Here is a 26858-nt window from a genome sequence, read left to right as displayed (position 1 = left end):
AACTCAATTGCCGAACGGCTCGTTCTGCCAGGTCACCGAGGCAAAATGCAGCGTCCGGCCGCCGCTCAGATTGGCCATCGACTTGGCCATCAGATCGGTCATGACGGGCCATTTGTAGAAGACCCGCAGCATGTTCTTCGATTCCGCCAGACCAGGCGTGTTTGCGAAAGTCTGTGAGTTCGTGCCTTGCATCAGAACGACATCGCCGTTCTGGATAGTGAAGGTCGCGGTGGCCGCGTCCGCGAAAGTCGGATACTCGCGAAGGTCCACGAGCAACTGATCGGGGCAATCCGTGGAGACGATGATCTCCAGCCTGCCGCAGATCAGGGTCGTCAACTTGGTCCCCGCGACATCCGCCGGCCGCAACTGGCCCGTGCGCAACTGGCGCGCGACATCGTCGGTGATGTTGGCCATCACCTCCTGGCCGGCAAACGAGATGCAGCTTTCAAGAATGGCGAATACGAGGAGGGCGAAGGGCAATGCGAGCAGCGCGAACTCCAGGGCCGTGCTGCCACGCCGGTCGCGAACGAAGCGCCCCAAAAACCTGGCGCTCTTGACCTTCTGCTGACCAGTTGCGCTGAATTCTTTGCCCATGCCCTGTTCCTGCCACCCCTGGACGGTTCCGACAGGTCTATTAGCGCAAACCAATTGAGGCCCGGTTTGAATGATCGTTAAAGTCCGCGCAGACCTCTTAACTGGCTGGTAACTTGGATGGCTGCTGAGAGGCCGCGCAGCCTATTTGCTCACGCTCATCTCGGCTTCGGAGGATTTTTCAGCCTCGCTCTTGTAGGAGCTTTCGCAATAGGGCGTGCAAGACATGGTCTGGACCTCGGCGCGCCGGTAAATGCGAACCGACGAGGCTGCCTGCCGCACGACCGTAACCTGCGCGTCGACGATCGGGTTGCCCTCCTGGTCGAGAACGACGAGGTTGGTGACACCGAACCCCTTGCCGGTGAGCACGATCGTCGATGCGTCCTGGACGGAGGCATCGGCGATTGCCGGATTGCCGACGACGATCGTGTCGGCGGGGCGCGACAGTTTCACGATCTTGGCTTGATTCATGATGACGTCGATATCGGCGCCGGCTCTGGCTGGCGTGATCAAGCTCGTGGCGGCAAGAAGCACGGCAATCAGGACTGAGGATCTCTGCACGGCCATCGAGGCGCTCCACGGCAAGCGAACTGTTCAACGGAACATGAACGAGATTGGTGAACCAACGGTTAAGTAGGCTTGCCGGTGCCGGATGTAGCGAGCGGCATGGCAACCCGCATGGCCGGATCCGGGCCGGGTCGCGATTTTCCTTGAGCCCTTGCCTTTTGCGGTATTGGCCTGGGAAACGGTACTTTAGCCCGGACTTAGCATGCAGTTAACCACGCACCCTGTTCGAGCCGGGAAAGGAATCGGTAAGGCTGTTTATTAAGCCGATCGAAAGAGCTTGTCCCTAGATTGGCAGCATCCGATCAACCATCACAGAAGTTGACGGAAGTGCTGTAACACGTGGAGTAGGAGCTCTCGAATGTCTAACCTTTTTGCACGTTTCGTGAAGGACGAATCCGGCGCGACCGCTATCGAATATGGTCTGATCGCCGCTCTCATCGCGCTCGCCATCATCACCGGCGCCGGCGCTCTCGGCAATGCGATCAACGCCAAGTTCACCTCGATCGGAACCACGCTGAACTCCAGCGGCAGCTGATCGGCCGTATCGCTGGGTATCCAGATTGCGTTCTGGAAAAGGGCCGCCACGTCGCGGCCCTTTTTCTATATCTTAGCCAATACAGGCGTCTTTTCGTTTACGGATCTCATCAATCGTTAATCGAGACAGCCTAGATTGAGCCCCTTGGAATTCGCAAATAGGCATGAGCGCCGATGCTTGAAGCCCTGATCTTCGTGGTCTTTCCGTTCTGCATGCTGTTTGCCGCGATCTCCGACATGCTGTCGATGACCATCGCCAACCGCGTGTCGGTGCTGCTCGTCGTCGTCTTCGCGCTGGTTGCGCCTTTGACGGGTATGGAATGGGCAGCCTATGGCTGGCACTTCGCCGCCGGCGCCCTAGTCCTGTCCGTGACGTTTGGACTGTTTGCAATGGGGGGCATGGGCGGAGGCGATGCCAAGCTGCTGGCCGCCACGGCTGTGTGGATGGGGCTGAACATCCATCTCGTCGAGTACCTTGTTGCCTCGACAATGATCGGCGGTCTGCTGACGCTCGCCATCCTGGTTTACCGGAAGTCGCCGCTGGCGACTATTACTGGCCGCAATCCCTTCCTGCGACATTTCGCGGATGACAAGACCGGGGTTCCCTATGGGATCGCGCTCGGCCTCGGCGGGCTGCTGACCTATCCGGATTCGCCTTTGATGGTATGGGCGCTGGCAAGGCTTGCCGGCTGAGCTCGATCGGATTTCCGTTACCCCTTGCCGCGTTGCCTGACCGAGCTTCGAAGGGAGCCATCAGGCCACTTGTACGCGTGGCGGCGGGATCGAGCTAATTTATGTAAACCTTAAATTAATCACGATCGTAAGCATTAAATTAACCTTGTTTTGACGATTGCCGCTGCAAAGTCCGGCTTGGCTACGTGGTTTGCCAAGGGCGAGGGTTCGGACAGATGCCAGCATCCCGACTGATTATTCTGAGCGTGGCGGTGGCCGCGGCGGGAGGCGCTGGCTACGTCGCAAAAAACATGGTCGCGGCGCCGCCTCCGCAGATCGTCGTCGATTCGGGGCCTCAGGCTCCCGCCGTACCCCTGCAGGACGTGCTTGTGCTCTCGGGCGATGTCGCGATGGGCAACGCGCTGCAGAACAACATCTCCTGGCAATCCTGGCCGGCCGACGGCGTCAACGCGAATTTCATCACCAAGGCCACGGCTCCCGACGCCCTGGAGAAATTGAAGGCGTCGATTGCCCGTGTGCCGATGTACGCTGGTGAGCCCGTGCGACGTTCCAAGCTGATCGGCGAGGGGCAGAGCTTCATGTCGTCCATCCTGCCTTCAGGGATGCGGGCGGTCGCCACGACCATATCGGCCGACACTTCGGCCGGCGGCTTCATCCTTCCAAACGATTTCGTCGACGTCATCATGACCCGCAGGGCGGATGCCAGCAGCGGCGGCACCGGTTTCAACACCGAAACCATCCTCAAGAACATCCGCGTCCTGGCGATCGACCAGACCATCCAGGAGGACGAGGAGGGCAAGAAGACCAGGGTGGGCCAGACGGCCACGCTGGAGCTCACGCCCAAACAAGCCGAGATCATCACCGTCGCCCAGCAGATGGCCGATCGCCTGACCTTGGCGCTGCGGGCGATCACGGACACCCAGGAAAAGAATGTGGGCGAGGCCGACTATCTCGTTTCCGGCAATGGCCGCAAGGGAACGGTGAGACTGATCAAGTCGGGTGAAGTTTCCGAAGTAGGGGCAAGGAAATGAGGCTAAGCGGTAAACTGCCGGCAATCGTAGCCGCGGCATTCGGCCTGCTGCTCGTCGGAACGAATGTGCACGGCGTTGTCGAGGCAAAGAGCACGCGGGTAACGGCCACGACCGCCAACCAGCGCATCAAGCTTGGGCTCAACAAATCGGTGGTCATAGATCTGCCGAGCGATGCCTACGACATTCTTGTCGCCAACCCGACCGTTGCCGATGCGGTAACCCGCACCGCAAGGCGTATCTACCTGTTCGGCAAAGCGGTCGGCGAGACCAATATCTTCGTCTTCGGGCCGAACGGCGAACAGATCGCCAGCTTGGATCTGGCCGTCGAACGCGACGTTGCCGGCCTGGAGGACTACATCAAGCGCTTCCTTCCGACCTCGACCGTCAAGGTGGAACTGCTGAACGACAACGTCATACTGACCGGAACGGTCGACACGCCTCTGGACGCGAAGCGGGCGGTCGATCTGGCGACGATCTTCGTCTCGGGCGGTGAAGCGACGACCGGGCAATATTCGCAGACTGCGGCCGGCGGCTCGGCTCAGAGCGGTGTCGACATCAACAACCCCGACCAGCAACGCCGTACCAGCAAGATCGTCAATCTGCTGCAGATCATCGGTGACGACCAGGTCACGCTGAAGGTTACCGTCGCCGAGGTCAGCCGCTCGGTGATGAAACAGCTTGGTGTCAATATGATCGGCAACGGCGGCAGCAATGGCATCAGCTATGGTGCAATCAGCGACAATTTCACGGGATTGGGTAAGGCACTGTCGCATTCTGGCCTGAGCATCGGCAACTCTTCACTGATGGCCTACATCAATGCCATGGAAGAGTCCGGGGTCATGAAGACGCTGGCTGAACCAACGTTGACCGCCGTATCCGGCGAGAAGGCGACCTTCAAGGTCGGTGGCGAATACAACATGGTGAGCGGCGTCTCCCAGAATGTATCCACCGACAACCAGACCGGCCTGACAACCTATAACATCGACAAGATCGAGTATGGCATCGGCCTGGAATTCCAGCCGGTCGTGTTGTCTCCCGGCCGCATCAGCCTGAAGGTCAGAACCTCGGTTTCGGAGCCGACAACCGAAGGATCCGTGCCGCTTTCCAATGGCGTGACGAGTCCTGGCACGAATATTCTGTCGCTACGCAAGCGCCTTGCCGATACGACAGTCGAGCTCCCGTCGGGCGGCTCCATGATGATCGCCGGCCTGGTTCGCGATGATGTCAGGCAGTCCGTCAACGGCTTGCCGGGACTGACGAAGATTCCCGTACTTGGAGCGCTCTTCCGCAGCAGGGACTTCGTGCGCAACGAAAGTGAGCTCGTCATCATCATCACGCCCTATCTGACGAAGCCGGTGGCGCGCAACGATCTTGCAAAGCCGGACGACAATTTCAATCCTCCGAGCGACGGCGCCGGCATGTTCCTTGGCAAGGTCAATCGCGTCTACGGCACCATGCAGACCGACAAGCCCAACGGCCGCTACCACGGCGTTGTCGGCTTCATCTACAAGTGAATGGGAAAGCGGACATGTCTCAGTCAGCGTTGAAGACAAGCACCACCGTAGCGACGATGCGCACCAGCCGTTCGCGGGTGGGCCTGCGGGCGTTGCCGCTCCTGGCGGTCGCGGTGACGGCCTTGCTGGCCGGCTGCGCCCAGCGCGACAGCATCACCGTTGGCGCCATTCCGGACGACTATCGCACCAATCATCCGATCGTCATCGCCGAGAAGAACCAGAAGATCGACCTGCCTGTCGGCGCCGGCGACCGCGGCATGACCGGTTCGCAGCGCGACACGCTGCTCGGTTTCCTTGACGGCTATGACAAGAGTGCCTCTCCGACACTGACGATCCAGATTCCGAGCGGATCGGCGAATGAGGTTGCCGCAAGGGCGGCCGGCCGTGATTTTGCCAGGCTCGCGGTCGCCAGCGGCATCAAGCGCAACCGCATCGTCGTTGTCTCCTATCAGGCTGGATCGAGCGAGTCGTCCGCCCCGGTTCGCGTCTCCTTTATCGCGGTGAGAGCCCAGACCGACAAATGCGGCCGCTGGCCCGACGATCTGGCGGAGACGTCGGAGAACAAGCACTACGCCGACTTCGGCTGCTCCTATCAGAACAATCTTGCCGCGCAGATGGCCAACCCTGCCGACCTGCTCGGGCCGCGCAAGCAGACCACCATCGACGCGGAAAACCGTGGCGCGGTGATCGATGTCTACCGCAGCAGAGGTATTTCGGATGAATTCCTCGGCAATTCGGAAGTGACGTACTGAGCCGAGCTCTCGAGGAAAAAGAAGCCACGGAAAGAACAGGCCACGGAAAAGAGCATGACCATGAGCAACCTTGCCTATGACGCCACCGTGGACGGCGATACATCGCCGCAGGACATCGCCGCGATGCAGGCGCTGCGCCCGGTTCCGCGCATCTCGATCCAGGCATTCTGCGAGACCGAGGGCGTTGCCAATCCGGTCGAGCGCGCCGGCGAGGACCGCCGCATGACCAAGGCGCATCTCAAGGTCCACATGGGCGGCGTTCCCACCGCGATCGAGTTCTATCAGTCGGCGCCGACACCGAACCTGATCCTGCTGGAGTCGCGCAGCGAACCAAAGCAATTGCTGGAGCAACTCGCCCAGCTCTCGGAATACTGCGATCCATCCTCGAAAGTGGTCGTGATCGGCCACTACAACGACGTTGGTCTCTATCGCGAGCTGATCCGCTCCGGCATCTCCGAATATGTCATCGCGCCGGTGTCGATGGCCGACATCGTCAGTGTCGTGTCGTCGATTTTTGTCGATCCGGAGGCCGAACCACTCGGCCGCTCCGTCGCCTTTGTTGGCGCCAAGGGCGGCGTCGGCTCTTCCACCATCGCCCACAATGTAGCCTGGGCGATGTCCTCCCTGTTCAAGTCCGAGGTCGTCGTCGCCGACCTCGACCTCGCCTTCGGCACGGCCAACATCAATTTCGACCAGGATCCGGCACAAGGCATCGCTGAAGCGGTGTTCTCACCCGAACGTATTGACGAAGTCTATCTCGACCGGCTGCTGACCCAGTGCGCGGAACACCTGTCGCTGCTCGCGGCGCCCTCGACACTGGAACGCGTCTACGACTTCGATCCCGATGCCTTTACGCAGCTTGTCGATACCGCGCAGCGCAGCGTGCCGCTTCTGGTGCTGGACGTTCCCCATGTCTGGACAGGCTGGGCCAAGAACACGCTGGTCAAGGCCGACGAGATCGTCATCACCGCGACGCCGGAACTGGCCAATCTGCGCAACACGAAAAACCTGGTCGACATGCTCAAGCGGCTTCGCCCCAACGACCCGCCGCCGAAGCTGATCATCAATCAGGCCGGCGTTCCCAAGCGGCCTGAAATTTCGCCGTCCGATTTCGCCGAGCCGCTCGGCCTGACGCCGATGTCGGTCATCGGCTTCGATCCGTTGCTGTTCGGCAATGCCGCCAACAACGGGCGTATGCTCGGTGAAATGGACGCCAAGAACCCGGTTGTCGCGACCATCAACGAGATTGCCCATGTGCTGACCGGACGAAGCGAGATCCGGGCGAAAAAGAAGGCCGGCCTGGGCAGTCTGCTCGGCAAACTCTCACGCAACAAGAAGTGACGCTTTGGAACCGGTAGTCGATCATGTTCGGTAAAAGAGGCAACGACGACGGCAACCGGTTCACGCCGGAATTCCGCCAGCCAGCACCGGCGCCAGCCGCGCCGCCGCCGGCGGGTCCGGCGGATACGGCGGTTCTTGCCCGGCCAACGACGTCGCCGCAGCCAAGCGCACCTGTCGCGCCGCCGGCTCGCCGCGCGGTCGAAGCGCCGCCGATCGCGCCGGAGCCGAGGCGGGGCCGCGAAAAAAGCGAAACCTACTACGACACCAAGAGCCAGGTTTTCTCGGCGCTCATCGACACGATCGACCTGTCGCAGCTCGCCAAGCTCGACCCCGAAAGCGCGCGCGAGGAAATCCGCGACATCGTCAACGACATCATCGCGATCAAGAATTTCGCGATGTCGATTGCCGAGCAGGAGGAACTGCTCGAGGACATCTGCAACGATGTGCTTGGTTATGGACCGCTCGAGCCATTGCTCGCCCGTGACGATATCGCCGACATCATGGTCAACGGGTCCAAGAACGTCTACATCGAAGTCAACGGCAAGGTCGAGCAGACCACCATCCGCTTTCGTGACAACCAGCAGCTTCTCAACATCTGCCAGCGCATTGTCAGCCAGGTCGGCCGCCGTGTCGATGAATCCAGCCCGATCTGCGACGCCCGTCTTCCCGACGGCTCCCGTGTCAATGTCATCGCGCCGCCGCTCGCCATCGACGGCACCGCGCTCACCATCCGCAAATTCAAGAAGGACAAGCTGACGCTCGATCAGCTGGTCAGGTTCGGCGCGATCTCGCCGCAGGGCGCCGAAGTCCTCAAGATCATCGGCCGCGTCCGCTGCAACATCGTCATCTCGGGCGGTACCGGTTCGGGCAAGACGACGCTGCTCAACTGCCTGACCAACTACATCGACCGCGACGAGCGCGTCATCACCTGCGAGGACTCGGCTGAATTGCAATTGCAGCAGCCGCACGTCGTGCGCCTTGAAACCCGTCCGCCCAACCTCGAAGGCGAAGGCGAGGTGACGATGCGCGACCTGGTCAAGAATTGCCTGCGCATGCGGCCCGAGCGCATCATCGTCGGCGAAGTGCGCGGACCCGAGGTGTTCGATCTTCTGCAGGCGATGAACACCGGCCATGACGGCTCGATGGGGACGATCCACTCGAACAGCCCGCGCGAATGCCTGAACCGCATCGAATCCATGATCGCCATGGGTGGTTATTCGCTGCCACAGAAAACCGTGCGCGAAATCGTCGTCGGCTCCGTCGACGTGATCATCCAGGCGGCACGTCTGCGCGACGGATCGCGTCGCATCACCCACATCACCGAAGTGATCGGCATGGAAGGCGACGTCATCATCACCCAGGATATCGTCCTCTACAACATCAAGGGTGAGGACGCCAACGGCAGGCTGCTGGGCGAACACGTCTCTACCGGCATCGGCCGCCCGCATTTCTGGGAGCGTGCTCGTTACTACGGCGAGGAACAACGCCTCGCCACCGCGCTCGAGGCGATGGAGAAACGTGCTGACTGAGGTATCCGCGGGCGTGAAGGTTCTGGTCGATGTTTGGAATTGACGGCACCGTATTGGCGTTTGTCGTGCTCGCCGGCTTCAGCGCCAGCGCGGTCGCCTATGCTTTCCTGTTCAACCAGATCAGCAACGAGAAACAGGCGGGTAAGCGGCTTGAAACGATCAAGGCCGCGGAGACGGACCGCTCCGTCGTCAAGGCAACGCGCGACCGCGCGGTGGACGCTGCCAAGCGCCGTAAATCAGTCCAGGATTCCCTGAAGGAACTCGACGAGAAGCAGAAAACCAAGGACCTTGCCGTCAAGAAGCCGCCACTGAAGGCCCAGCTTCGCCAGGCTGGGATGAAGGTTACGGTCGAACGTTTCTACATCTATTCCGCCATATGCGGGCTCGCGCTGACGATTGTCGCCTTCATGGCCGGGGCGCCGATGCTTGTTCTGCCAGGCGTGCTGTTGGCTGGCGCGCTCGGCCTGCCGCGCTGGTTCGTCTCGTTTCGCCGCACGCGCCGGGTCAAGGCTTTCCTCAACGAATTCCCAAACGCCCTCGACATCATCGTCCGCGCGGTCAAGTCCGGCCTGCCGCTGAACGATGCCGTGCGCCTGATCGCCAACGAATCCCCTGAGCCGGTGAAGACCGAGTTTCGCCGTATCGTCGATTCGCAGCAGATGGGCCTGTCGATACCCGATGCGACCTTGCGCATGCCCGAAACCATGCCGTGCACCGAGGCAAGTTTCTTCGGCATCGTCATCCAGATCCAGTCGCAGGCGGGCGGCAATCTGTCCGAGGCACTGGGCAACCTTTCGCGCGTGCTTCGTGATCGAAAGAAGATGAAGGCAAAGGTTCAGGCGCTGTCGATGGAGGCGAAAGCGTCCGCCGCCATCATCGGTGCGCTGCCCTTCATCGTTGCCTTCCTGGTGTACCTTTCGAGCCCGAATTACATGTTGCCGCTGTTCACCACCAGCATCGGCAATCTGATCCTCGGCGTCTCGGGTGTCTGGATGATGATTGGCATCTTCGTGATGCGCAAGATGATGAACTTTGATGTCTAGGGCCGCGACATGAGCGAACAAGTCGTCAAGTCACTGACTGATCCCAGCCTGCTGATCGCGCTGCTGGTCGCCATCGCCGTGTTCGCGACCGTCGTTACTCTGCTGCCGGCGTTTGGCGGCAACCAGCTGAAGGCACGCATGAAGTCGGTCGCGCTGGAGCGTGACGAGCTTCGCGCCAAGCAACGCGCGCGGCTTGCAAGCGAGGCCGATCGCCGTCGTAAGGGTCTGCGTGAAGAGCAGTCGGTCGGCATGCGCAACGTCGTCGACCGGCTCGATCTGCGCCGCGCACTGGCCGACGAGAGCACCCTGCAGAAGCTCAAGGTTGCCGGCTTCCGGGGACAGAACCCGCTGACGCGGTTTCTCTTCTTCCGTCTCGTGCTGCCTTTCGTCGGCTTCGCGCTGGCTCTGGTCTACATATTCGTGATGGGAGGGTTGCCGGACAAGCCGCTGGTCGTCCGGTTGTTCGTCTGCATCCTCGTTGCCTATGGCGGCTTTTACGCGCCGGTCGTCTATGTCAACAACCGCGCCACCAAGCGCAAGCAGTCGATCCAGATGGCTTGGCCCGATGCGCTCGATCTGATGCTGATCTGCGTGGAATCAGGCATGTCGGTGGAGGCAGCGCTGCGCAAGGTCGCCGACGAGATCGGCGCGCAGTCGGTGGCTCTGGCGGAAGAATTCATCCTGACCAATGCCGAGCTCTCCTATTTGCAGGAGCGCAAGCAGGCCTACGAGAATCTTGCGAGCCGTACTGGGCTGGAATCGGTCAAATCGGTGTCGCAGGCGCTTGTCCAGGCCGAGCGTTACGGCACGCCAGTGGCGCATGCGTTGCGTGTTCTCGCTGCCGAGAGCCGTGACCAGCGCATGAACGCCGCCGAGAAGAAGGCGGCCGCCTTGCCGCCCAAGCTCACCGTGCCGATGATCCTGTTCTTCCTGCCTGTGCTTTTCGCCATCATCCTGGGCCCTGCCGGTATCCAGGTCAGCCAGCGCGGCATCTTCGGCGATCATTCGGGGGCGGCGGCGTCAACCAGCCAATAAACTGCACGGCAAATTCCTGTGAAAATGCGAAAGCCGCGCTGCATGCAACGCGGCTTGGACCTAGTGGCGAAATCGCTTTGTCAGTTGGTTGCCGGCTTCGACTTATCCTGATCCTTGAGCTGGCTCCAGGCATTCTGCTGGGCCAGCATCTGCCTGAGATAGGCGACATTGGCCTGTGCCTGCTCGGGCGAGAGTTCCTGCGAGGCGATCTTCTCGGCCTCGTCGAAGCGTCCCTGCAGGCCGACGACCAATGCCAGGTTCTGGCGCACACGGCTGTCGGCGCCCGGCTGCTGGGCTGCCGAACGCATATAGGTCTCGGCGGTGCGCAGATCCCCCTCCAGCACATAGGACATGCCGAGGTTGGAGAGAACCGAGGGTTCGTTCGGCTTGAGTTCAAGGGCCTTGCGGTAGAGCTGGCGAGCCTCGTCCTTCTGACCGATCTGATCAAGGATGGCGGCTTCCGCCGACACCAGCTTCCAGTCGGGATATTCCGGCGTCTGGGCGCGGCGCACGGCGTCGAGCGCGGCCTCGAACTGGCCGTTGGCGGCAAGCGCCTTGCCATAGGCGGCAAGCACGTCGCGGTCCTTGGGGTAGACGATTGCCAGCTTGCGCATCACGGCAAGCGACTGGTCGGCATCGCCGTCCATCTGCAACGCCGCGGCGAAATTGGTCGCGATGCGCTTGTCGTTGGGATTTTTCGCATAAGACTGGCCAAGCACGGCGGTGGCATTGTGCAATTCGCCCGCCGACATCGTGTCCAGCGGCTTGCCGCTGGTTCGGCCGATCGAACCGGTGCTCATCTTGTCGGTGCCGCAACCGGCGACTCCAGCGGCGAGCGCCAGCATGAGAGCCGTGGTGATGAGCCGCTTTCCCCTGAGAGTCATCGTGCGGTTGGTCGGCATCGGCACCCTGGCCTCCATTCATGCGCGCGGCCATTGCGTGGCCATCTTCCCTCCCGCAGAAATATTCTGTTAACCCTAACGGAGAGTTAAGAAGCGCCGACTCGCGAAGGGTCGGCAGGAGAACATCGGATGCCTGTCGAACTCGTTGAGACGAAGTTACAAGCTGCGCTGCCGGTCCATCTGGTGGCCCGTGATGGCCTGGAGGCCGCGGGCCTTCCGCCACCTGCCGTTACCTGGGCCAAGGCCAATGGCTTTTCCGGCGAGGCAGGCAGGACGCTGGCCGTGCCCGGCGAAAGCGGCGCGCTTGCCGGCGCGCTGTTCGGTATCGGTGACGGGGAGGGCGCGCTGGCGCTCGGCGCATTGTCGAAAGCCTTGCCGGAAGGCGACTGGCATTTCGCCTCGGCCCCTGCCGAGCCGGAACTCGCGGCAATCGCCTTGGCGCTCGGTGGCTATGTCTTTACCCGCTACGGCAAGAAACCGGGCAAGGCGCTGCGCTTCGGCCTTCCGGCCGGTGTCGATGCGGCGCGCGTTCGCCGCATCGCCGATGGCGTCTTTCTGGCCCGCGACCTCGTCAACACACCGACCAGCGACATGGGGCCGGATGACCTGGAGACGGCGGCGCGGACCCTGGCCGGCGCTCACAAGGCCGAAGTCTCGGTGGTCAAGGGCGACGAGTTGCTGACGCGGAATTTTCCGATGATCCACGCCGTCGGCCGGGCCTCCGTTGGGGCCCCGCGCCTGATCGACATGATCTGGGGACAAGAGGGCGCGCCGAAGGTGACGCTGGTCGGCAAGGGCGTCTGCTTCGATACCGGCGGTCTCGACATCAAGCCATCATCCGGCATGCTTTTGATGAAGAAGGATATGGGCGGCGCGGCCAATGTGCTCGGCCTGGCCTCGATGATCATGGCGGCTGGGCTGAACGTGCGGCTGCGCGTGCTGATCCCCGCGGTGGAGAATTCGATTGCCGGCAACGCTTTTCGGCCCGGTGACGTGCTGGCGAGCCGCAAGGGCATCACTGTCGAGATAGGCAACACGGACGCCGAAGGGCGGCTCGTGCTCGGCGATGCGCTGGCGCTGGCCGACGACGAGGAACCACAGCTCCTTGTCGACATGGCGACGCTGACCGGAGCCGCCCGTGTCGCGCTTGGCCCGGACCTGCCGCCTTTCTACACCGGGGACGAGGCGCTGGCCTCGGATCTGGCGGCGGCATCGCTCGCGGTCGAGGATCCGCTATGGCGCATGCCGCTGTGGCGGCCTTACGACGCGAAACTGTCGTCGAAGATCGCCGACATCAACAACGTCACCACGGACGGGTTCGCCGGTTCGATCACGGCGGCGCTGTTCCTCAAGCGTTTTGTCGAGAAGACGGCGAACTGGGCGCATTTCGATATCTTCGCCTGGAATCCCGCCGACCGTCCCTACGGTCCCGCCGGTGGCGAGGCGCAGGGCATTCGGGCCCTGGAACGGATCATCTCGACACGATTTGGCTGATGTTACAGCCACAGGCAGAGCCGGCAAATCGCTTAAACTGAAACGGAACCGAAACAATTTGCCGTCATGCTGGCGCGATGTCGATTGCGATGCGCCCGAGCCAGGCCTTGCGACTGTGGCAGCAGGTGATGCTGTCGCAGGTGCGCGACGACGCGCCCGACCTGACAATGCGCCAGACGGCGATCCTCTTCACCATCTATCTCGATCCGCCGCCGCATACCGTTCGCGGGCTCGCCGCCCGTCTCAACGTCACCAAGCCGGTCATCACCCGCGCGCTCGACACGATGGGCGCGCTGAAGCTGGTATCGCGCCATCGCGACGAACTCGACAAGCGTAACGTGCTGATCAAGCGCACGGTCGAGGGCGCGCTCTTTGTCGAGCGCTTCGGCGATGGTATCATCGCCAGGGCCCACGAACTGCCCATCTGACCAACCAACCTTTACCGAGTTGCCGATTTGACCGCCAGAGACGCTCGCCTGCACGCCTTTCGTTCCGATCTTGCCGATGCCCGCCTGCAAGGGGAGGTCACGGCGGATCGTTTCGTCGCCGGCCGGCCGGCGCGGATTGCAGTGCCGGTGGCCGATCTGCGCAAGGCGCCTCGCGCGGATGCCGGCATCAACACGCAGTTCCTGTCCGGCGACGATGTGCTGGTCTTCGAGGATATCAACGGCTGGGCCTGGGTGCAGGGCGAGCGCGACGGCTATGTCGGCTATGTCGCCGCCAATCAGCTCGGCGGGCGGGAGCAGGCGCCGACCCATATCGTCTGCGTGCCGCGCACCTTCCTCTATCCCGGCCCGGACCTGCGCTTCCCGATCGCCGGACACCTGTCGATGGGATCGACGCTGACCGTAACCGGCGCCGCCGAAACACGAGGCACGCACTATGCCGTCCTGCCATCCGGCGAATCCCTGATCGCCGGGCATTTACGGCCGCTCGGTGATATCGCTGCCGACTATGTTTCGGTTGCCGAGATGTTTTTGGGAACGCCCTATCTCTGGGGCGGCGTCTCCGGTTTCGGCATCGACTGTTCGGGCCTTGTGCAACTGGCCATGCGGATGGCGGGCAAGGATGTGCTGCGCGATTCCGACATGCAGGCGAAGAGCGTCGGCGAACCGCTCGAACCAGGCCCGGATTTTTCGGGTCTCCGGCGCGGCGACCTCGTCTTCTGGAAGGGCCACGTCGCCATCATGATCGACACTGAGACCATGATCCACGCCAACGGTCACACCATGCTGGTGTCACGCGAAGGGCTGAAGGAAGCGGTCGACCGCATCGGCTACCTCTATGGCGGTCCGACAGGATTTAGAAGGCCGTGATCTTCTTCCTTCTCCCCGTTCAACGGGGAGAAGGTGCCCGAAGGGCGGATGAGGGGCGGCGCGAACCTGCGATTGTTCGCGCTGACAGCCAGCTTGCAATCGCTGGCGCCGCCCCTCACCTGCCTGCCGGCATCCTCTCCCCGTAAACGGGGCGAGGAAATGCTTCCACGATCCCGTTTTGTTCCGATTCTTCTTGGCGATTGCCCCTGGCCGCGCTACCTCTGGCGCGTGACAGTTGAGCCGCGCCTAGCCGAACAGAATGCCACCATGGCCCTGCCCGAGCCATTCGTCAGATGGTTCGGCGAAAAGGGCTGGTCGCCGCGCGCCCATCAGATCGAATTGTTGGCCAAGGCCCGGAGCGGGCAATCCGTCCTCCTGATCGCGCCGACCGGGGCCGGCAAGACATTGGCCGGCTTCCTGCCCTCGCTGACTGAACTCGCCGTCAGGCCAAGGCGAAAGCCGGGGCAGGCGCATCGCGGCATCCACACGCTCTACATCTCGCCGCTCAAGGCGCTGGCCGTCGACATCGAGCGCAATCTCGGCAAGCCGGTCGAGGAGATCGGACTGCCGATCTCGATCGAGACGCGCACGGGCGACACGCCATCCCACAAGCGCCAGCGGCAGAAGCTGGTGCCGCCTGACATCCTGCTCACCACGCCGGAGCAATTGGCACTGTTGATCGCCGCCTCCGACGCCAGGCGGTTCTTCGAGGACCTGCGCTATGTCGTGCTCGACGAATTGCATTCGCTGGTGACGTCGAAACGCGGCCATCTCTTGGCGCTTGGCCTGGCGCGGCTGCGCAGCTTCGTCCCAGGCATTCAAACGATTGGCCTTTCGGCGACCGTGGCCGAACCGGACGAACTGCGGCGATGGCTGGTCAGCCAGAATCCACCGGGTGATATGTCGGAACTTATTGTCGTCACCGGCGGCGCGAAGCCCGAGATTTCCATCCTCGATTCCGAGGAGCGTGTGCCGTGGGCGGGGCATTCGGCCCGCTACGCCACGCCCGAGATCTATCGCGAGATCAAGCGTCACAAGACGACCCTGCTGTTCGTCAACACCCGCAGCCAGGCGGAACTGCTGTTCCAGGAATTATGGCGGGTCAACGAGGACACCTTGCCGATCGCACTACACCACGGCTCGCTAGACGTCGCCCAGCGCCGGCGCGTCGAGAAGGCGATGGGCGACAACGCGCTGCGCGCCATCGTCGCCACTTCTACGCTCGATCTCGGCATCGACTGGGGCGATGTCGATCTGGTGGTGCATGTCGGCGCACCGAAGGGGGCGAGCCGGCTGGCGCAACGCATCGGCCGCGCCAACCACCGTATGGACGAGCCTTCAAAGGCGATCTTGATCCCCGCCAACCGGTTCGAGGTCCTGGAATGCCGGGCCGCGCTCGATGCCAACTATCTCGGCGCACAGGATACGCCGCCGCTGGTCGATGGCGGCCTCGATGTGCTGGCGCAGCATGTGCTCGGCTGCGCCTGCGGCGCACCGTTCCGTGCCGATGATCTCTATGAGGAGGTGCGAACGGCGGCACCCTATGCAAGCCTCGACCGGCCGACATTCGACCGCGTCATCGATTTCGTCGCCACCGGCGGCTATGCGCTGAAGAATTACGAGCGCTACGCCCGCATCCGCCGGAACAAGGATGGCCTTTGGCGGGTTTCCAATCCGCGCGTTGCCCAGCAATACAGGCTCAATGTCGGCACCATCATCGAAGTGCCGGCGCTCAATGTGCGTTACGTCAAGGCTGGCAGCAAAGGATCGGCTGCGCGCGGCGGCGCGGTCCTCGGCAAGATCGAGGAGGCCTTCCTCGAAACGCTGACGCATGGCGACACCTTCATGTTTGCCGGCAAGGTGTTGCGCTTCGAAGGCATTCGCGAAAATGAGTGCTTCGTGTCGAATGCGCCCGGCAGCGACGCCAAGGTGCCCTATTATGGCGGCGGCAAGTTTCCGCTTTCGACCTATCTCGCCGAACAGGTCCGCATCATGCTGGATGACCCGCAACGCTGGAGGGAGCTGCCGGAACAGGTGGCTGACTGGCTGCGGTTCCAGGCCGACAAGTCGATCCTGCCCAAGCGCGATGATCTGCTGATCGAGACCTTTCCACGTGGCAACCGCTATTATCTGGTCGCCTATCCCTTCGAAGGCAGGCTGGCGCACCAGACGCTCGGCATGCTCTTGACCCGCCGCCTGGACCGGGCGGGCGCCAGGCCGCTTGGCTTTGTCGCCACCGACTATGCGCTGGCCATATGGTCGCTGGGCGACATGGGCGCGATGTTCAAAGCCCGAAAACCCTCGCTCGGCGCGCTGTTCGACCAGGACATGCTGGGCGACGATCTCGAAGCCTGGCTGGCCGATAGCTGGCTTCTCAAGCGTACCTTCCGCAATTGCGCGCTGATTTCGGGGCTGATCGAGAAACGTCATCCCGGCCAGGAGAAAAGTGGCCGCCAGGTCACCGTGTCGACCGATCTCGTTTACGATGTGCTACGCAGCCATGAGCCCGACCATATCCTGCTTCAGGCGACACGTGCCGACGCGGCGGCCGGTCTGCTCGATGTCAGCAGACTTGCCGACATGCTCTCGCGCATACAGGGTCGAATCATGCATAAGAATCTGGAGCAGATCTCGCCGCTTGCCGTGCCGATCATGCTTGAGATCGGCAAGATGCCGGTCAACGGCGAAGCCGATGAAACACTGCTGATGGATGCGGCCACGCTAGTCGAAGAGGCCATGGGGCCGGAAATGGTCGAGGAATGAATTTCTCACTGGCGCGCACATCGCTGATCGCCGAGGCCGACTTGGTCCGCATCGCCGGCGAGCGCGCGGTCTGCGATCCGCGCGGCGTGCTCTATTTTCCCGAGCTCAGGCTTCTGGCCGTTTCCGACCTCCACTTGGAAAAGGGCTCGTCGCTGGCACGGCGCGGCACGCTGATCCCGCCTTACGACACCGGTGCGACCTTGCTCAGATTGCAGGCGGTCATATCGGACTACCAGCCGTCGATCGTCATCAGCCTGGGCGATAGCTTCCATGATGACGGGGGCGCCGAACGCATGCATGCGAGTTTTCGCGAGCGGCTGGAAGCGCTGATGGCAGGTCGTGACTGGTTCTGGGTCGCCGGCAATCATGATCCGGAAGCACCGGCCGATCTGCCCGGCGAAACAGTGCGGGAACTCGCCATCGGCTCGCTGCTGTTCCGGCACGAGCCGTCGAAAGCGCGCGTCGAGGGCGAGATTGCAGGCCATCTCCATCCCTGTGCGCGTATCGTCCAGCGCGGCCGTTCTGTGCGGCGGCGCTGTTTCGCGGGCGATGGCGGACGCATGATAATGCCGGCCTTCGGCGCCTATACCGGTTCGCTCAATGTGCTCGATCGCGCCTATGCCGGCCTGTTCCGCCTGGAATCCCTGATGGCCTATATGCTTGGCACCGACCGGATCTTCGCCATCTCCCGCTCGATGCTGCGGCCCGGCTGACTTCAACGTCCGTAGTACAAGGTCACCGTATGCTTCGCCTCGGCGAAGAAGAGCCAGCGCTCGACCAGCATGCCGGCGAACTGGACCATTGCGGCTAACACGGAAAAGATTGCCGCAAACGGCCAGGGCAAGGCAAAGGTGGCGGCGAGGAGCAGGACGGGCAGGGCGAAGGCCAGCAATTGCGTGATCTGGCGCAGGCGTGCACTGTGCTTGCGCGCGATGCGAAAGCCCATTTCCTTGAGCAGATAGTTCTCCTCGGTATGCGGCCATTCCAGCGACCGCACGGTGCCGCCGGCCAACCCCGTCGCGGTGTTGGCGGTGGTCGGGATATCGAGCCGGTCATTGTACCGCCAGGTCGTCAGCTTCCAGCCCCAGCCGGCAAGAGTGGCGAGCAGTGAGAACGCCAGCACGGCCATCGAGGCGGCGCCGAAGGCTTGCAGTAGTGCGTTCAACAGAACGCTCCCGGTCATGGCGGAGAAGATGAGATAGCCGGGCAGTGTATAGCGGCTGTGCCATTGGGCGATCGGCCTTAGCGATGCGTAGATCATGCCGGTGGTGCAGACGGTGATGATCGCACCGATGGCGGCGAGCAATCCGGCAATGGCCACCCATCCGCCAGTGCGGCCAAAGAGCACCCAGCCGATGCCGAACAGTCCCGCCGGGGTGAAGGTGATGACCGAGGCGACACCTTCGCGCGACAGCCATGAGCTGCGCCACTGCGAGAACGCCTGCCAGGCGCGCTCGGGCCTGCCGAGATGACCGGTTGAGGACAACAGCCCGGCCGCGATCAGGCCGAGCGCCAGCCCCAGGCCGACGAAGCCGAGCCAGAAATCGGGCGCAATGACCTGGAAACCTCCAAGCACGCCAAGCAGTGCGAGCAGGCCATAGCCGGCACCGGTGGCGGTGGTGAAGAAGACGACGGAGAAGGCAGGATGCATGGCTAGTTCGAAAGCATGCGGTCGACCCAGCCGAGGAAACCGCCCTCGGCCCGCACCGGCTCCAGCGGCTTCGCCGGCACCGATGCGGCGCGCTGGGTGCGGGCGCGCGGCGGCAGGTATTTGTTCGTCGGCTGGTAGCCCAGTTCCGGCATCAGGTCGACGCCGCCGCGTTCCATCACCAATTGCGAGACGGCGGAATGGGGATCGCCGAGGTCGCCGAAATGCCGGGCGCTGGTCGGGCAAGCGGCGACGCAGGCCGGTACGCGGTCTTCTTCGGCCAGATTGTCATTGTAGATGCGGTCGACGCACAGCGTGCATTTCTTCATCACGCCAACATCGGTATCGAATTCGCGTGCGCCATAGGGGCAAGCCCAGCTGCACAGTTTGCAGCCGATGCACTTGTCCTCGTCGATCAGCACGATGCCGTCCGAAGCCCGCTTGTAGGAGGCGCCGGTCGGGCAGACGGTAACGCAGGCCGGTGTCTCGCAATGCAGGCAGGAGCGCGGGAAATTGACCGTGCGCCCACCCATCTCGGTCGTGTGCTCATAGCTGTGCACGCGGTTGAACCAGACGCCGTCGACATGGCCGCCATAGGGGTCGATGTCGGTCAGCGGAGCCATGTGGCCGCCGGTGTTCCATTCCTTGCAGGCGGTGACGCAGGCCTGGCAACCGACGCAGGTGTCGAGGTCGATGACGAGACCGAGCTTCTTGTCGGTGTTGGCGGGAAGACAGGTCATTCGGTGGCCTCTCTTGCCCGGCGGAATTCGGCGCCGAAGCTCAGTCTGTCGGGTGAAGGCTCGAAATGTGGCGGTTGGCTGAAACGCTCGAACTGCGGCTCGGTGAAGCCGGCCTCCTCACCAGCGCATTTGACGATGCGCACGCGCAGGTCGAACCACGCCGCCTGGCCGGTGACCGGATCGGAGTTCGAATAGCGTTTGCCCTGCGCATCTGCCGAGGTCTGGTCGCCGATGATGTGGTTGAGCAGGAAGCCGCGATTGCTCTCGGCGGCATCGTCCTTCAGCCCCCAGCTGCCGCGCCTTTTGCCGATCGCATTCCAGGTCCAGACCGTGCTTTCGTTCACCCCGTCGACCAGCTTGATCTGCCCCTTCACCCGGCCATTGATGCTTTCGATCCACACCCAGTCGTCGTCGGCAAGGCCGAGACCGGCGCCGGTCCGGTGATGCACGAACAGCCGGTTCTGGCTGGTGATCTGCCGCAGCCAGGCATTTTGCGAGCCCCAGGAATGATACATGTGCATCGGCCGCTGCGTCAGCGCGTGCAGCGGGTATTTTTGCAGGTCGACCACGGCCTCCTCGAAGGGCATGTACCAGAACGGCAGCGGGTCCATGTAGGTCTCGATGCGCTGGCGCTCGCCCTTGGGCGGCAGCACGCTGCCATGGCCGCGCGCGGCAAGCCGGAAGCGTTGCAACGGCTCGGAGTAGAGCTGGAAGACGATCGGCTCGGGCTTCGGGATAAAACCCATCTGCACCGCGAAATCGAGATAGGAGCGATTGGCCATCTTGTAGTAGCGCTGGTCCTCAGTGAAGTCGTGATGCCAGAAGCCGCCATTGTCGATGTAGCGCTGCAACTGATCCGGATTGGCCTCGCCCTTGCCGATCGCAGTGCCGTCCTTGCCGCGCCAGCCCGCCAGGGGGCCGATGCCCGGCGTACGCTCATGATTGACGATGTAGTCGGCATAGTCGGCATATCTGGTCGATCCATCGTCCCTGACGAAGCCGGGCAGGCCAAGCCGCGCACCCAGCTCGATCAGCACCGACTGGAACGGCCTGACGTCGCGGTCCGGCTCGACGACGGGATGGCGGATGGCGTCACCCGGCCCGTCGGCATGGCTGATCGGTCGGTCGAGCAGGCTGATGCAATCGTGCCGTTCGAGATAAGTGGTGTCGGGCAAAACCAGATCCGCAAACGGCACGGTCTCTGAATAATAGGCGTCGGAATAGATGATGAAGGGGATCTTGTAGCGGCCCTCGTCATCATGGTCGGTCAGCATGGCAATGGTCTCGACGGTGTTCATCGAGGAATTCCACGCCATGTTCGACATGTACATCATCAGCGTGTCGATCGGGTACGGATCGCCGGCCCAGGCATTGCGGATGACGGTGTGCATCAGGCCGTGCGCGGCCAACGGCGCCTCCCAGGAATACGCCTTGTCGATGCGGAGCGGCGTACCGTCTTCATCGACCAGCAGATCGTCCGGCCCGCAGACAAAGCCGAGCGGCATGCCGTCGAGCGGCGTCATCGGTTTGACAGTCTTGCCTGATGGCTTCGGACCCGGCGGCGCCGACCGGGGGTAGGGCGGCTTGAAGCGGAAACCGCCGGGAACATCCACTGTGCCCAGAAGCACTTGCAGCAGGTGGATGGCGCGGCAGGTATGAAAACCGTTCGAATGGGCTGAAATACCGCGCATGGCGTGCATCGACACCGGCCGCCCCTTGATCGTGTCGTGCCGGCGTCCGGCCCAGTCGGTCCACGCCACCGGCAGTTCGATCGTCTGTTCGAAGGCGACATGGGCGAGTTCGGCGGCGATCCGGCGGATCGTATCGGCTGATATGCCACAGCGCTCGGCCACGGCATCGGGTGCGTAACTGTCATCGAGGTAGCGGTCGGCGATCAGCTGGAACACCGGCGTACAGCGGTGGCCGCCGACTTCGAAGCTGCCGGTCAGCGCCGGCTTCGCCTCTGGATCGGCGCCCTTGACGGCGCTCTTCGCCACCCTGTCCCAGGCCAGCGGATTGCCGTCGCCATCGCGGACGAACAGCCCATCGTCGGCGGCCCCCGGCTCCTGCACGACGAGGGCATGGGCGTTGGTGTAGCGGAGCAAATAATCGAGATCGACGCGGCCGGCCTTCAGCAATTCGTGGATGAGCGCGAAGACGAACAGGCCGTCGGTGCCGGGCCGGATGCCGATCCAGTCGTCGGCAATCGCATTGTAGCCGGTGCGGCACGGATTGATCGACACCACCTTGGCGCCGCGCGCCTTGAGCTTGCTAAGGCCGATCTTGATCGGATTGGAATCATGGTCCTCGGCGACGCCGAACAGCATGAAATATCTGGTGTTGTCCCAGTCGGGTTCGCCGAACTCCCAGAACGAGCCGCCGATCGAGTAGAGCCCGCCGGCCGCCATGTTGACCGAACAGAAGCCGCCATGGGCGGCGAAGTTGGGCGTGCCGAACTGGCTCGCCCACCAGCCGGTCAAGGATTGCGACTGGTCGCGGCCAGTGAAGAAGGCGAGCTTCTTGGGATCGGTGCGACGAACCGCCGAGAGCCGCTCTGTCGCGATCGAAAGAGCCTCCTCCCACTCGATCTCGTGGAATTCACCCGAACCGCGAGGGCCGCTGCGCAGCAGGGGTTTCTTCAGCCGCGCCGGGCTGTAGTGCTGCATGATGCCGGAGCTGCCCTTGCCGCAGATCACGCCGCGATTGACCGGATGATCCTTGTTGCCGTTGATGTAGCGGACCTTGCCGTCCTTGATGTGGACGTCGATGCCGCAGCGGCAGGCACACATGTAGCAGGTGGTCTTGGCGATGCTGTCGGAAATGCCAGGCGAGGTGTCGACGCCGTCGCCTTCGTCGGGCGCGCGCGTGTCGACTAGCGGACGTTGCGATGGTGCCGAATTCGCGCCGCGCGGCGGTCGGTGCCTCATGAGCCGGCGGTACCCCCGGACTTGGCCCGCGTTTTCGGCCCCGGGCCGCGCATGTAATGCTCTTCCGGGTGATAACGATCGCCGGCGAGCCGCCGCCTTATGCCACGGGCCCAATGCGCAAAAAGGGATCTGAACCGCCCGATCATTTTATTCGTCGCGACCTGATGGCCAGTTTTTTCTAACTTCGGCTCAAAAAGTAGAATAATGATATCGATCCGTCTAATCAGTTGTTCTTGTAAATTCGATCGATATTGGTTCTTAATGCCGATATGACCCTGGATCAGTTGCGCATTTTCGTCGCTGTCGCCGAGCGCGGCCATATGACCAAGGCGGCGGAGCTTTTGGGCATCTCCCAATCCGCGGCATCGGCCGCCATCCGCGCGCTCGAGGAGCAGCACGGCGTCCATCTGTTCAACCGCGTCGGCCGTAACATTGAGCTCGCCCAGACCGGTCATCGGTTCCTGCCGGAGGCCAAGGCCGTGCTGGAGCGGGCTGCCGCTGCCCGCAATGTGCTGGAACATGTCTCACAGACGGTCGCCGGCAGCCTCTCCATCGCCGCCAGCCTGACCATCGCCAGCTACTGGCTGCCGCGCCGGCTGGCCTCCTTCCATGAGGCCTATCCCGCGGTAAGGCTGAGCGTCAGCATCGGCAACACGAGGCAGGTAGAGGCTAGCGTGCTGGATGGAACCGCCGATCTCGGCCTAGTCGAGGGGCGTACCGAATCCGACATATTGCGCCGCGCCAAGGTCGACACCGATCGATTGATGCTGGTGGTCGCCGCATCGCATCCCGAGATCGCCGAAATTGCGCCGGGCCGCCCCGACATCAGGGGCCTGCGCTGGATCATCCGCGAGGGCGGTTCGGGTACGCGAGAAGTGCTGGAGGATCTGGCGCGTCGCGAGGGGATTTCGCTTGCCGATTTGCAGGTATTCCTGGTGCTGCCCAGCAACGAGGCGGTTCGCCAGGCGGTCGAGGCAGGTGCCGGCGCCACCATCATTTCGGAACTCGTCGTCGGCCGTGCCGTCGCCGAAGGCAGTTTGAGAGCGGTGCCGATCGAGCTGCCGCAACGCGACTTCGCCATGATCACCCATCGCGACCGCCAGGCCAGCCTGGCCCAGATGGCGCTCAAGGCGCATCTCGGCGCCGAAACGACTGGAAACGGTTCGGCGTGATCAGCCGAACTTGCGCTGGGCATCCAGCGCCAGGCCAAGCCCGACCGAGCCGAACATGTCACCGTCGATGACGGAAGCCTGCGGCACCAGCGACAGGATTTCCCGTCTCGCCAGCGGGATCGCGGTCGAGCCGCCGGTCAGGAACACCGCCGTGATGTCAGACGGCTTGACGTTAGCGTCGCGGATGGTCTCAGCCACCGTTGCGGTGACCCGCTCGATGTCCCGGGCGATGGTGGCGTCCAGCCCGTCACGCGTGATCCCGGCGGCGAACGCCACGTCGGACAACTTCACCGCGACTTCGGCCGACGATCGCTCGGTCAGCTCTATCTTGGCCTTTTCGACCAACGCCGCCAGTGCGTGCCCGTAACGATGCTCGACGATGTGGATGAAGCGGTCGACCAGGTCGGCGCGGGCGGCTTCGTAGCGGATCTGGCGCAGATGCGTCATCGCCTTGGCGGTATAGACCAGGTTGATGCGCTGCCACGTCGCGAGATCGACGAAATAGCTGGCCGGCAGGTTGCGCTTGCCGTCCTTGGTCGGGGTTAGGTAACCGAGCTGCGGCATGACATGGGCGATGCTGAGCAGCCGGTCGAAATCCGTGCCGCCGATATGCACGCCCCGGCTGGCCAGGATATCGTCCTTGCGGTCGGCGGATCGGGCCCGCTCCGGCGAGACGCGCACGACCGAAAAGTCGGACGTGCCGCCGCCCATGTCGATGATCAGCGCCAGTTCCTCGCGCGTCACCCTCTGCTCGTAGTCGAGTGCGGCCGCGATAGGCTCGAACTGGAAGGCGATGTGCTTGAAGCCCTGGGCGTGCGCGGCCTTTTCCAGGTCGCTCTGGGCATTCGCGTCGGCTTGCGCATCGTCATCGACGAATTGCACCGGCCGGCCGAGCACCACGGTCTCGACCAGATCACCGCCATCCTCCTCCAGCTTTTTCCTGAGATGACCGAGGAACAGGCCGATGATCTCCATGAAGCCGATCGAGCGCGCCTTGATGCGCGTCTTTTCATGTGCCAGCGAGCTGCCGAGCACGCTCTTCAGCGAACGCATCAGCCGGCCTTCCACGCTGTCGGTGTAGTTGGCGATGGCCTGGCGGCCAAAACAGATGCGGCCGTCCTCGAAGTTGAAGAACACCGCGCTTGGCAGCGTGACCTGGCCGTCCTCGAGCGTGACGAGGCGAGGTTGTCCATTGCGGACCACGCCGACAGTGGAGTTCGAAGTGCCGAAATCGATACCGGCGAATGCTGGTCGCAACGCAGCCTCCTGTGTCATTGGCGGCAGGCAGCGGATCGGCGCTCGCGGGCGACGCGTGCGCTGCGGTTTCGGGCGACCGGACCGCTCTGGCGAATTGACCACTCTGCCGGATTGAAATGTGCGTGCTTGCCCGTTGGGCGGGGAGGTGCGGTCTATAGCATGACGCGGAAAAGGGAAACCCCTTTTGGACGCCTCAATCCTTGCGGAAGATCAGCCTGCCGAGCCAGCCCGTCAGCATGGCCAGGGATATGGCGAAGACGCCATAGAGGAAGGAGTAGTCGTGGGCGACACGGAAGATCGACTGTTCGAAGCCGGACTTGCGGATTTCGAGCTGAGCCGAGCTCTCCTTGATGAACAGGCCGCTCTTGAACAGAAAGGCGCGGGCCTTGTGGGTGCCGACAGGCACGTTCGGCGCCAGCCTGACGGTAGCGCGGAACAGATTTTGCGACAGGAATTGCACACCGCCGACATTCTCGCTGTAGAGGCCGGTGGCCGTCTTGCGTTCGCGCAACGCAGCGGTGAATTCCTCGATCGTCGCCGGGCTGTCGCCGGGATCGGCCGGCTGCATGTACAGGTTTGAGGCACCGAGCGACAGCTGTTTGTAGCTGTTGGGTTCGGTGATGTCCTGCAGCGGCCGCGTCGTCGCCACCGAATAGGACATCGGCACATTCTCGAAGGCTTCGGAATCCAGGTTGACCCAGACGCCAAGCACCCGGTCCTTGCGGCGCACGACCACCGGTCGCGGCGGGCCTTCGAGCACGACGATGACATCGTAGCGGTTCTGGCGGGCGACCAGCGGGTCGGGGTTTTCCAGCGAGCCGAAGATGGTCAGGTCGGCGCCGGAAAAGCCGGCGGTGATCGAGACGTTGTCGGTGGAGAGCCCGATCTGGATGCCTTCCGGCAGCGGCGACTGTGCCTTCGCCGGGGCGGCGGCGGCAAGCAGTGACAGGGCAATCGCGGCTGCGAACGCTTTCGGGCCCGCCATCAGTTGAGGCCCGCGCCGGACAGCGAATAAAGATTGGGTGGGGTGACGAAAAGATCGATGGCGAGCCGGATCGCCACAGCCAGCACCAGCAAGGCCAGCAGCGCCCTGAGTTGCTCTCCGCGCAGCCGCTGGCCTGCCTTGGCACCATATTGCGCCCCGGCCACGCCACCCGCCATCAAGATGAAGGCCAGCATCACGTCGACGGTCTGGTTGGTGCTGGCATGGATCAGCGTCGTGAAGGCGGAGGTGAAGATGATCTGGAACAGCGACGTGCCGATAACGACGTTCGTCGGCACTTTCAGCAGATAGATCAGCGCCGGCACCATGATGAAGCCGCCACCGACGCCGGTGACTGACGACAGAAAGCCGATGCTAGCACCAAGGCCAAGCACCGGTATGACACTGACGAACAACTTCGACGCCCTGAATCGCATCTTGAGCGGCAGACGATGGATCCAGTTGTGCTGGCCGGATTTCTTCAGCACCGGTGCGGCGCCGCTTCGCGTGGCACGCAGCACACTGACGCTCTCGATCAGCATGATCGTACCGACGGTGCCGAGCAGCACGACGTATGAGAGCGAGATGAACAGGTCGAGTTGGCCGAGCTGGCGCAGGAAGCCGAAGACAAAGATACCACCGGTGGAGCCGACGATGCCGCCGGCCAGCAGCACCCCGCCGAGCTTGAAGTCGAGCGTTCCTCGCTTCATGTGCGACAGCGCGCCGGAGAACGACGAAGCGATGACCTGGTTGGCGCCGGTGGCGACCGCGATCGCCGGAGGAATGTTGTAGAAGATCAGCAGCGGCGTGATGAGGAACCCGCCACCGACGCCGAACATGCCCGACAGGAAGCCCACCGCCGCACCCATGGCCAGCAGCACGAAGACGTTGACGGAAATTTCCGCAATCGGGAGATAGATGCCCACCCGTCAGTCTCGATCAGTTTGCCCGTCGGCGAATACAGCCGTTGTTGGCAGTCTCGCACCGAAAAGCCAATTTTTCCTTGCGCCGACGCGGCGGCGGGGGC

Annotated in this window: 25 protein-coding genes; 15 read left to right on the top strand and 10 right to left on the bottom strand. The window is 62.9% G+C overall.

The window, feature by feature from the left end; translation table 11 throughout:
• Nucleotides 1–3 precede the first annotated feature (3 nt).
• Both EB233_RS31605 and EB233_RS31600 read right to left on the bottom strand, forming a co-directional pair.
• On the bottom strand, nucleotides 4–594 hold the full coding sequence (locus tag EB233_RS31605) for a TadE/TadG family type IV pilus assembly protein (protein ID WP_064990569.1): 591 nt from the start codon (nucleotides 592–594) through the stop codon (nucleotides 4–6).
• Nucleotides 595–735: 141 nt separating this feature from the next.
• On the bottom strand, nucleotides 736–1158 hold the full coding sequence (locus tag EB233_RS31600; protein WP_064990570.1) for a pilus assembly protein N-terminal domain-containing protein: 423 nt from the start codon (nucleotides 1156–1158) through the stop codon (nucleotides 736–738).
• A gap of 358 nt (nucleotides 1159–1516) precedes the next feature.
• Between EB233_RS31600 and EB233_RS31595 the strand changes: the two genes are divergently transcribed.
• The 9 genes from EB233_RS31595 to EB233_RS31555 all read left to right on the top strand — a co-directional run bounded on the left by EB233_RS31595 (nucleotide 1517) and on the right by EB233_RS31555 (nucleotide 10630).
• The gene (locus EB233_RS31595) at nucleotides 1517–1693 is read left to right on the top strand and encodes a Flp family type IVb pilin (RefSeq protein ID WP_027043512.1); all 177 of its coding nucleotides are present in this window, start codon (nucleotides 1517–1519) and stop codon (nucleotides 1691–1693) included.
• A 173-nt stretch (nucleotides 1694–1866) separates the two neighbouring features.
• Nucleotides 1867–2385 carry an A24 family peptidase gene (locus EB233_RS31590; RefSeq protein WP_027054498.1) on the top strand — a complete coding sequence of 173 codons (519 nt, stop codon included), beginning with the start codon at nucleotides 1867–1869 and terminating at the stop codon, nucleotides 2383–2385.
• Between the two features lie 215 nt (nucleotides 2386–2600).
• Nucleotides 2601–3416 carry a Flp pilus assembly protein CpaB gene (cpaB, locus tag EB233_RS31585; RefSeq protein WP_064990571.1) on the top strand — a complete coding sequence of 272 codons (816 nt, stop codon included), beginning with the start codon at nucleotides 2601–2603 and terminating at the stop codon, nucleotides 3414–3416.
• Entirely contained in the window at nucleotides 3413–4930 is a 1518-nt protein-coding gene (locus tag EB233_RS31580) for a type II and III secretion system protein family protein (protein WP_064990572.1), read from the top strand. Before cpaB ends, EB233_RS31580 begins: the two co-directional genes overlap by 4 nt.
• Nucleotides 4931–4944: 14 nt before the next feature.
• Nucleotides 4945–5682 carry a CpaD family pilus assembly protein gene (locus EB233_RS31575; RefSeq protein ID WP_064990573.1) on the top strand — a complete coding sequence of 246 codons (738 nt, stop codon included), beginning with the start codon at nucleotides 4945–4947 and terminating at the stop codon, nucleotides 5680–5682.
• A gap of 54 nt (nucleotides 5683–5736) precedes the next feature.
• Nucleotides 5737–7023, top strand: a complete 1287-nt coding sequence (locus EB233_RS31570; RefSeq protein WP_032917747.1) for a CpaE/TadZ family protein — start codon at nucleotides 5737–5739, stop codon at nucleotides 7021–7023.
• A gap of 23 nt (nucleotides 7024–7046) precedes the next feature.
• Nucleotides 7047–8552 carry a TadA family conjugal transfer-associated ATPase gene (locus EB233_RS31565; protein ID WP_064990574.1) on the top strand — a complete coding sequence of 502 codons (1506 nt, stop codon included), beginning with the start codon at nucleotides 7047–7049 and terminating at the stop codon, nucleotides 8550–8552.
• A gap of 29 nt (nucleotides 8553–8581) precedes the next feature.
• The gene (locus EB233_RS31560) at nucleotides 8582–9595 is read left to right on the top strand and encodes a type II secretion system F family protein (protein ID WP_064990575.1); all 1014 of its coding nucleotides are present in this window, start codon (nucleotides 8582–8584) and stop codon (nucleotides 9593–9595) included.
• A gap of 9 nt (nucleotides 9596–9604) precedes the next feature.
• Complete coding sequence (locus tag EB233_RS31555; protein WP_064990576.1) at nucleotides 9605–10630, top strand: type II secretion system F family protein; 1026 nt, start codon at nucleotides 9605–9607, stop codon at nucleotides 10628–10630.
• Nucleotides 10631–10710: 80 nt separating this feature from the next.
• Here EB233_RS31555 and EB233_RS31550 read toward each other — a convergent pair whose 3' ends face one another.
• Complete coding sequence (locus EB233_RS31550) at nucleotides 10711–11532, bottom strand: tetratricopeptide repeat protein (RefSeq protein ID WP_027054490.1); 822 nt, start codon at nucleotides 11530–11532, stop codon at nucleotides 10711–10713.
• 129 nt (nucleotides 11533–11661) lie between these two features.
• Between EB233_RS31550 and EB233_RS31545 the strand changes: the two genes are divergently transcribed.
• The 5 genes from EB233_RS31545 (at nucleotide 11662) to pdeM (ending at nucleotide 17818) form a co-directional block, all read left to right on the top strand.
• On the top strand, nucleotides 11662–13026 hold the full coding sequence (locus EB233_RS31545; protein WP_064990577.1) for a leucyl aminopeptidase family protein: 1365 nt from the start codon (nucleotides 11662–11664) through the stop codon (nucleotides 13024–13026).
• 77 nt (nucleotides 13027–13103) lie between these two features.
• A complete protein-coding gene (locus tag EB233_RS31540; RefSeq protein ID WP_010913361.1) occupies nucleotides 13104–13454 on the top strand; it encodes a MarR family winged helix-turn-helix transcriptional regulator in 351 nt (116 codons plus the stop codon).
• Between the two features lie 27 nt (nucleotides 13455–13481).
• Nucleotides 13482–14342, top strand: coding sequence for a C40 family peptidase (locus EB233_RS31535; RefSeq protein ID WP_064990578.1), 861 nt, complete (start codon nucleotides 13482–13484; stop codon nucleotides 14340–14342).
• 228 nt (nucleotides 14343–14570) lie between these two features.
• Nucleotides 14571–17105: a ligase-associated DNA damage response DEXH box helicase gene (locus tag EB233_RS31530; RefSeq protein WP_064990744.1), complete on the top strand. Its 2535-nt coding sequence runs from the start codon at nucleotides 14571–14573 to the stop codon at nucleotides 17103–17105.
• Nucleotides 17102–17818 carry a ligase-associated DNA damage response endonuclease PdeM gene (gene pdeM, locus EB233_RS31525; protein WP_064990579.1) on the top strand — a complete coding sequence of 239 codons (717 nt, stop codon included), beginning with the start codon at nucleotides 17102–17104 and terminating at the stop codon, nucleotides 17816–17818. Before EB233_RS31530 ends, pdeM begins: the two co-directional genes overlap by 4 nt.
• 2 nt (nucleotides 17819–17820) lie before the next feature.
• On the opposite strand, the gene EB233_RS31520 is transcribed toward pdeM, so the two are convergent.
• From EB233_RS31520 to EB233_RS31505, 4 genes are read right to left on the bottom strand one after another with little or no spacing between them, the layout of a single operon-like run.
• Complete coding sequence (locus EB233_RS31520) at nucleotides 17821–18756, bottom strand: dimethyl sulfoxide reductase anchor subunit family protein (protein ID WP_064990580.1); 936 nt, start codon at nucleotides 18754–18756, stop codon at nucleotides 17821–17823.
• A 2-nt stretch (nucleotides 18757–18758) separates the two neighbouring features.
• A complete protein-coding gene (locus EB233_RS31515) occupies nucleotides 18759–19493 on the bottom strand; it encodes a 4Fe-4S dicluster domain-containing protein (RefSeq protein ID WP_064990581.1) in 735 nt (244 codons plus the stop codon).
• Nucleotides 19490–22420: a molybdopterin oxidoreductase family protein gene (locus tag EB233_RS31510; protein WP_064990582.1), complete on the bottom strand. Its 2931-nt coding sequence runs from the start codon at nucleotides 22418–22420 to the stop codon at nucleotides 19490–19492. Before EB233_RS31510 ends, EB233_RS31515 begins: the two co-directional genes overlap by 4 nt.
• Nucleotides 22417–22740 carry a hypothetical protein gene (locus tag EB233_RS31505; RefSeq protein WP_081294169.1) on the bottom strand — a complete coding sequence of 108 codons (324 nt, stop codon included), beginning with the start codon at nucleotides 22738–22740 and terminating at the stop codon, nucleotides 22417–22419. The genes EB233_RS31510 and EB233_RS31505 overlap by 4 nt, the downstream gene beginning before the upstream one ends.
• Between EB233_RS31505 and EB233_RS31500 the strand changes: the two genes are divergently transcribed.
• On the top strand, nucleotides 22690–23592 hold the full coding sequence (locus EB233_RS31500; RefSeq protein ID WP_064990583.1) for a LysR family transcriptional regulator: 903 nt from the start codon (nucleotides 22690–22692) through the stop codon (nucleotides 23590–23592). The two genes, EB233_RS31505 and EB233_RS31500, sit on opposite strands and share 51 nt — an antisense overlap.
• Here EB233_RS31500 and EB233_RS31495 read toward each other — a convergent pair whose 3' ends face one another.
• The 3 genes from EB233_RS31495 to EB233_RS31485 all read right to left on the bottom strand — a co-directional run bounded on the left by EB233_RS31495 (nucleotide 23593) and on the right by EB233_RS31485 (nucleotide 26757).
• Entirely contained in the window at nucleotides 23593–24849 is a 1257-nt protein-coding gene (locus tag EB233_RS31495; protein ID WP_064990745.1) for an Hsp70 family protein, read from the bottom strand. It lies immediately after the preceding gene.
• A 193-nt stretch (nucleotides 24850–25042) separates the two neighbouring features.
• A complete protein-coding gene (locus EB233_RS31490) occupies nucleotides 25043–25834 on the bottom strand; it encodes a TIGR02186 family protein (protein ID WP_027054479.1) in 792 nt (263 codons plus the stop codon).
• Entirely contained in the window at nucleotides 25834–26757 is a 924-nt protein-coding gene (locus EB233_RS31485) for a sulfite exporter TauE/SafE family protein (RefSeq protein ID WP_064990584.1), read from the bottom strand. The genes EB233_RS31490 and EB233_RS31485 overlap by 1 nt, the downstream gene beginning before the upstream one ends.
• Between the last annotated feature and the right edge of the window lie 101 nt (nucleotides 26758–26858).

The sequence above is a fragment of the Mesorhizobium erdmanii genome (genome assembly GCF_013170725.1).
In the GTDB taxonomy this organism is placed as follows: domain Bacteria; phylum Pseudomonadota; class Alphaproteobacteria; order Rhizobiales; family Rhizobiaceae; genus Mesorhizobium; species Mesorhizobium erdmanii.
Note: the sequence above shows the minus strand (reverse complement) of the source record. Positions and strands in the feature narration are given on the sequence as shown.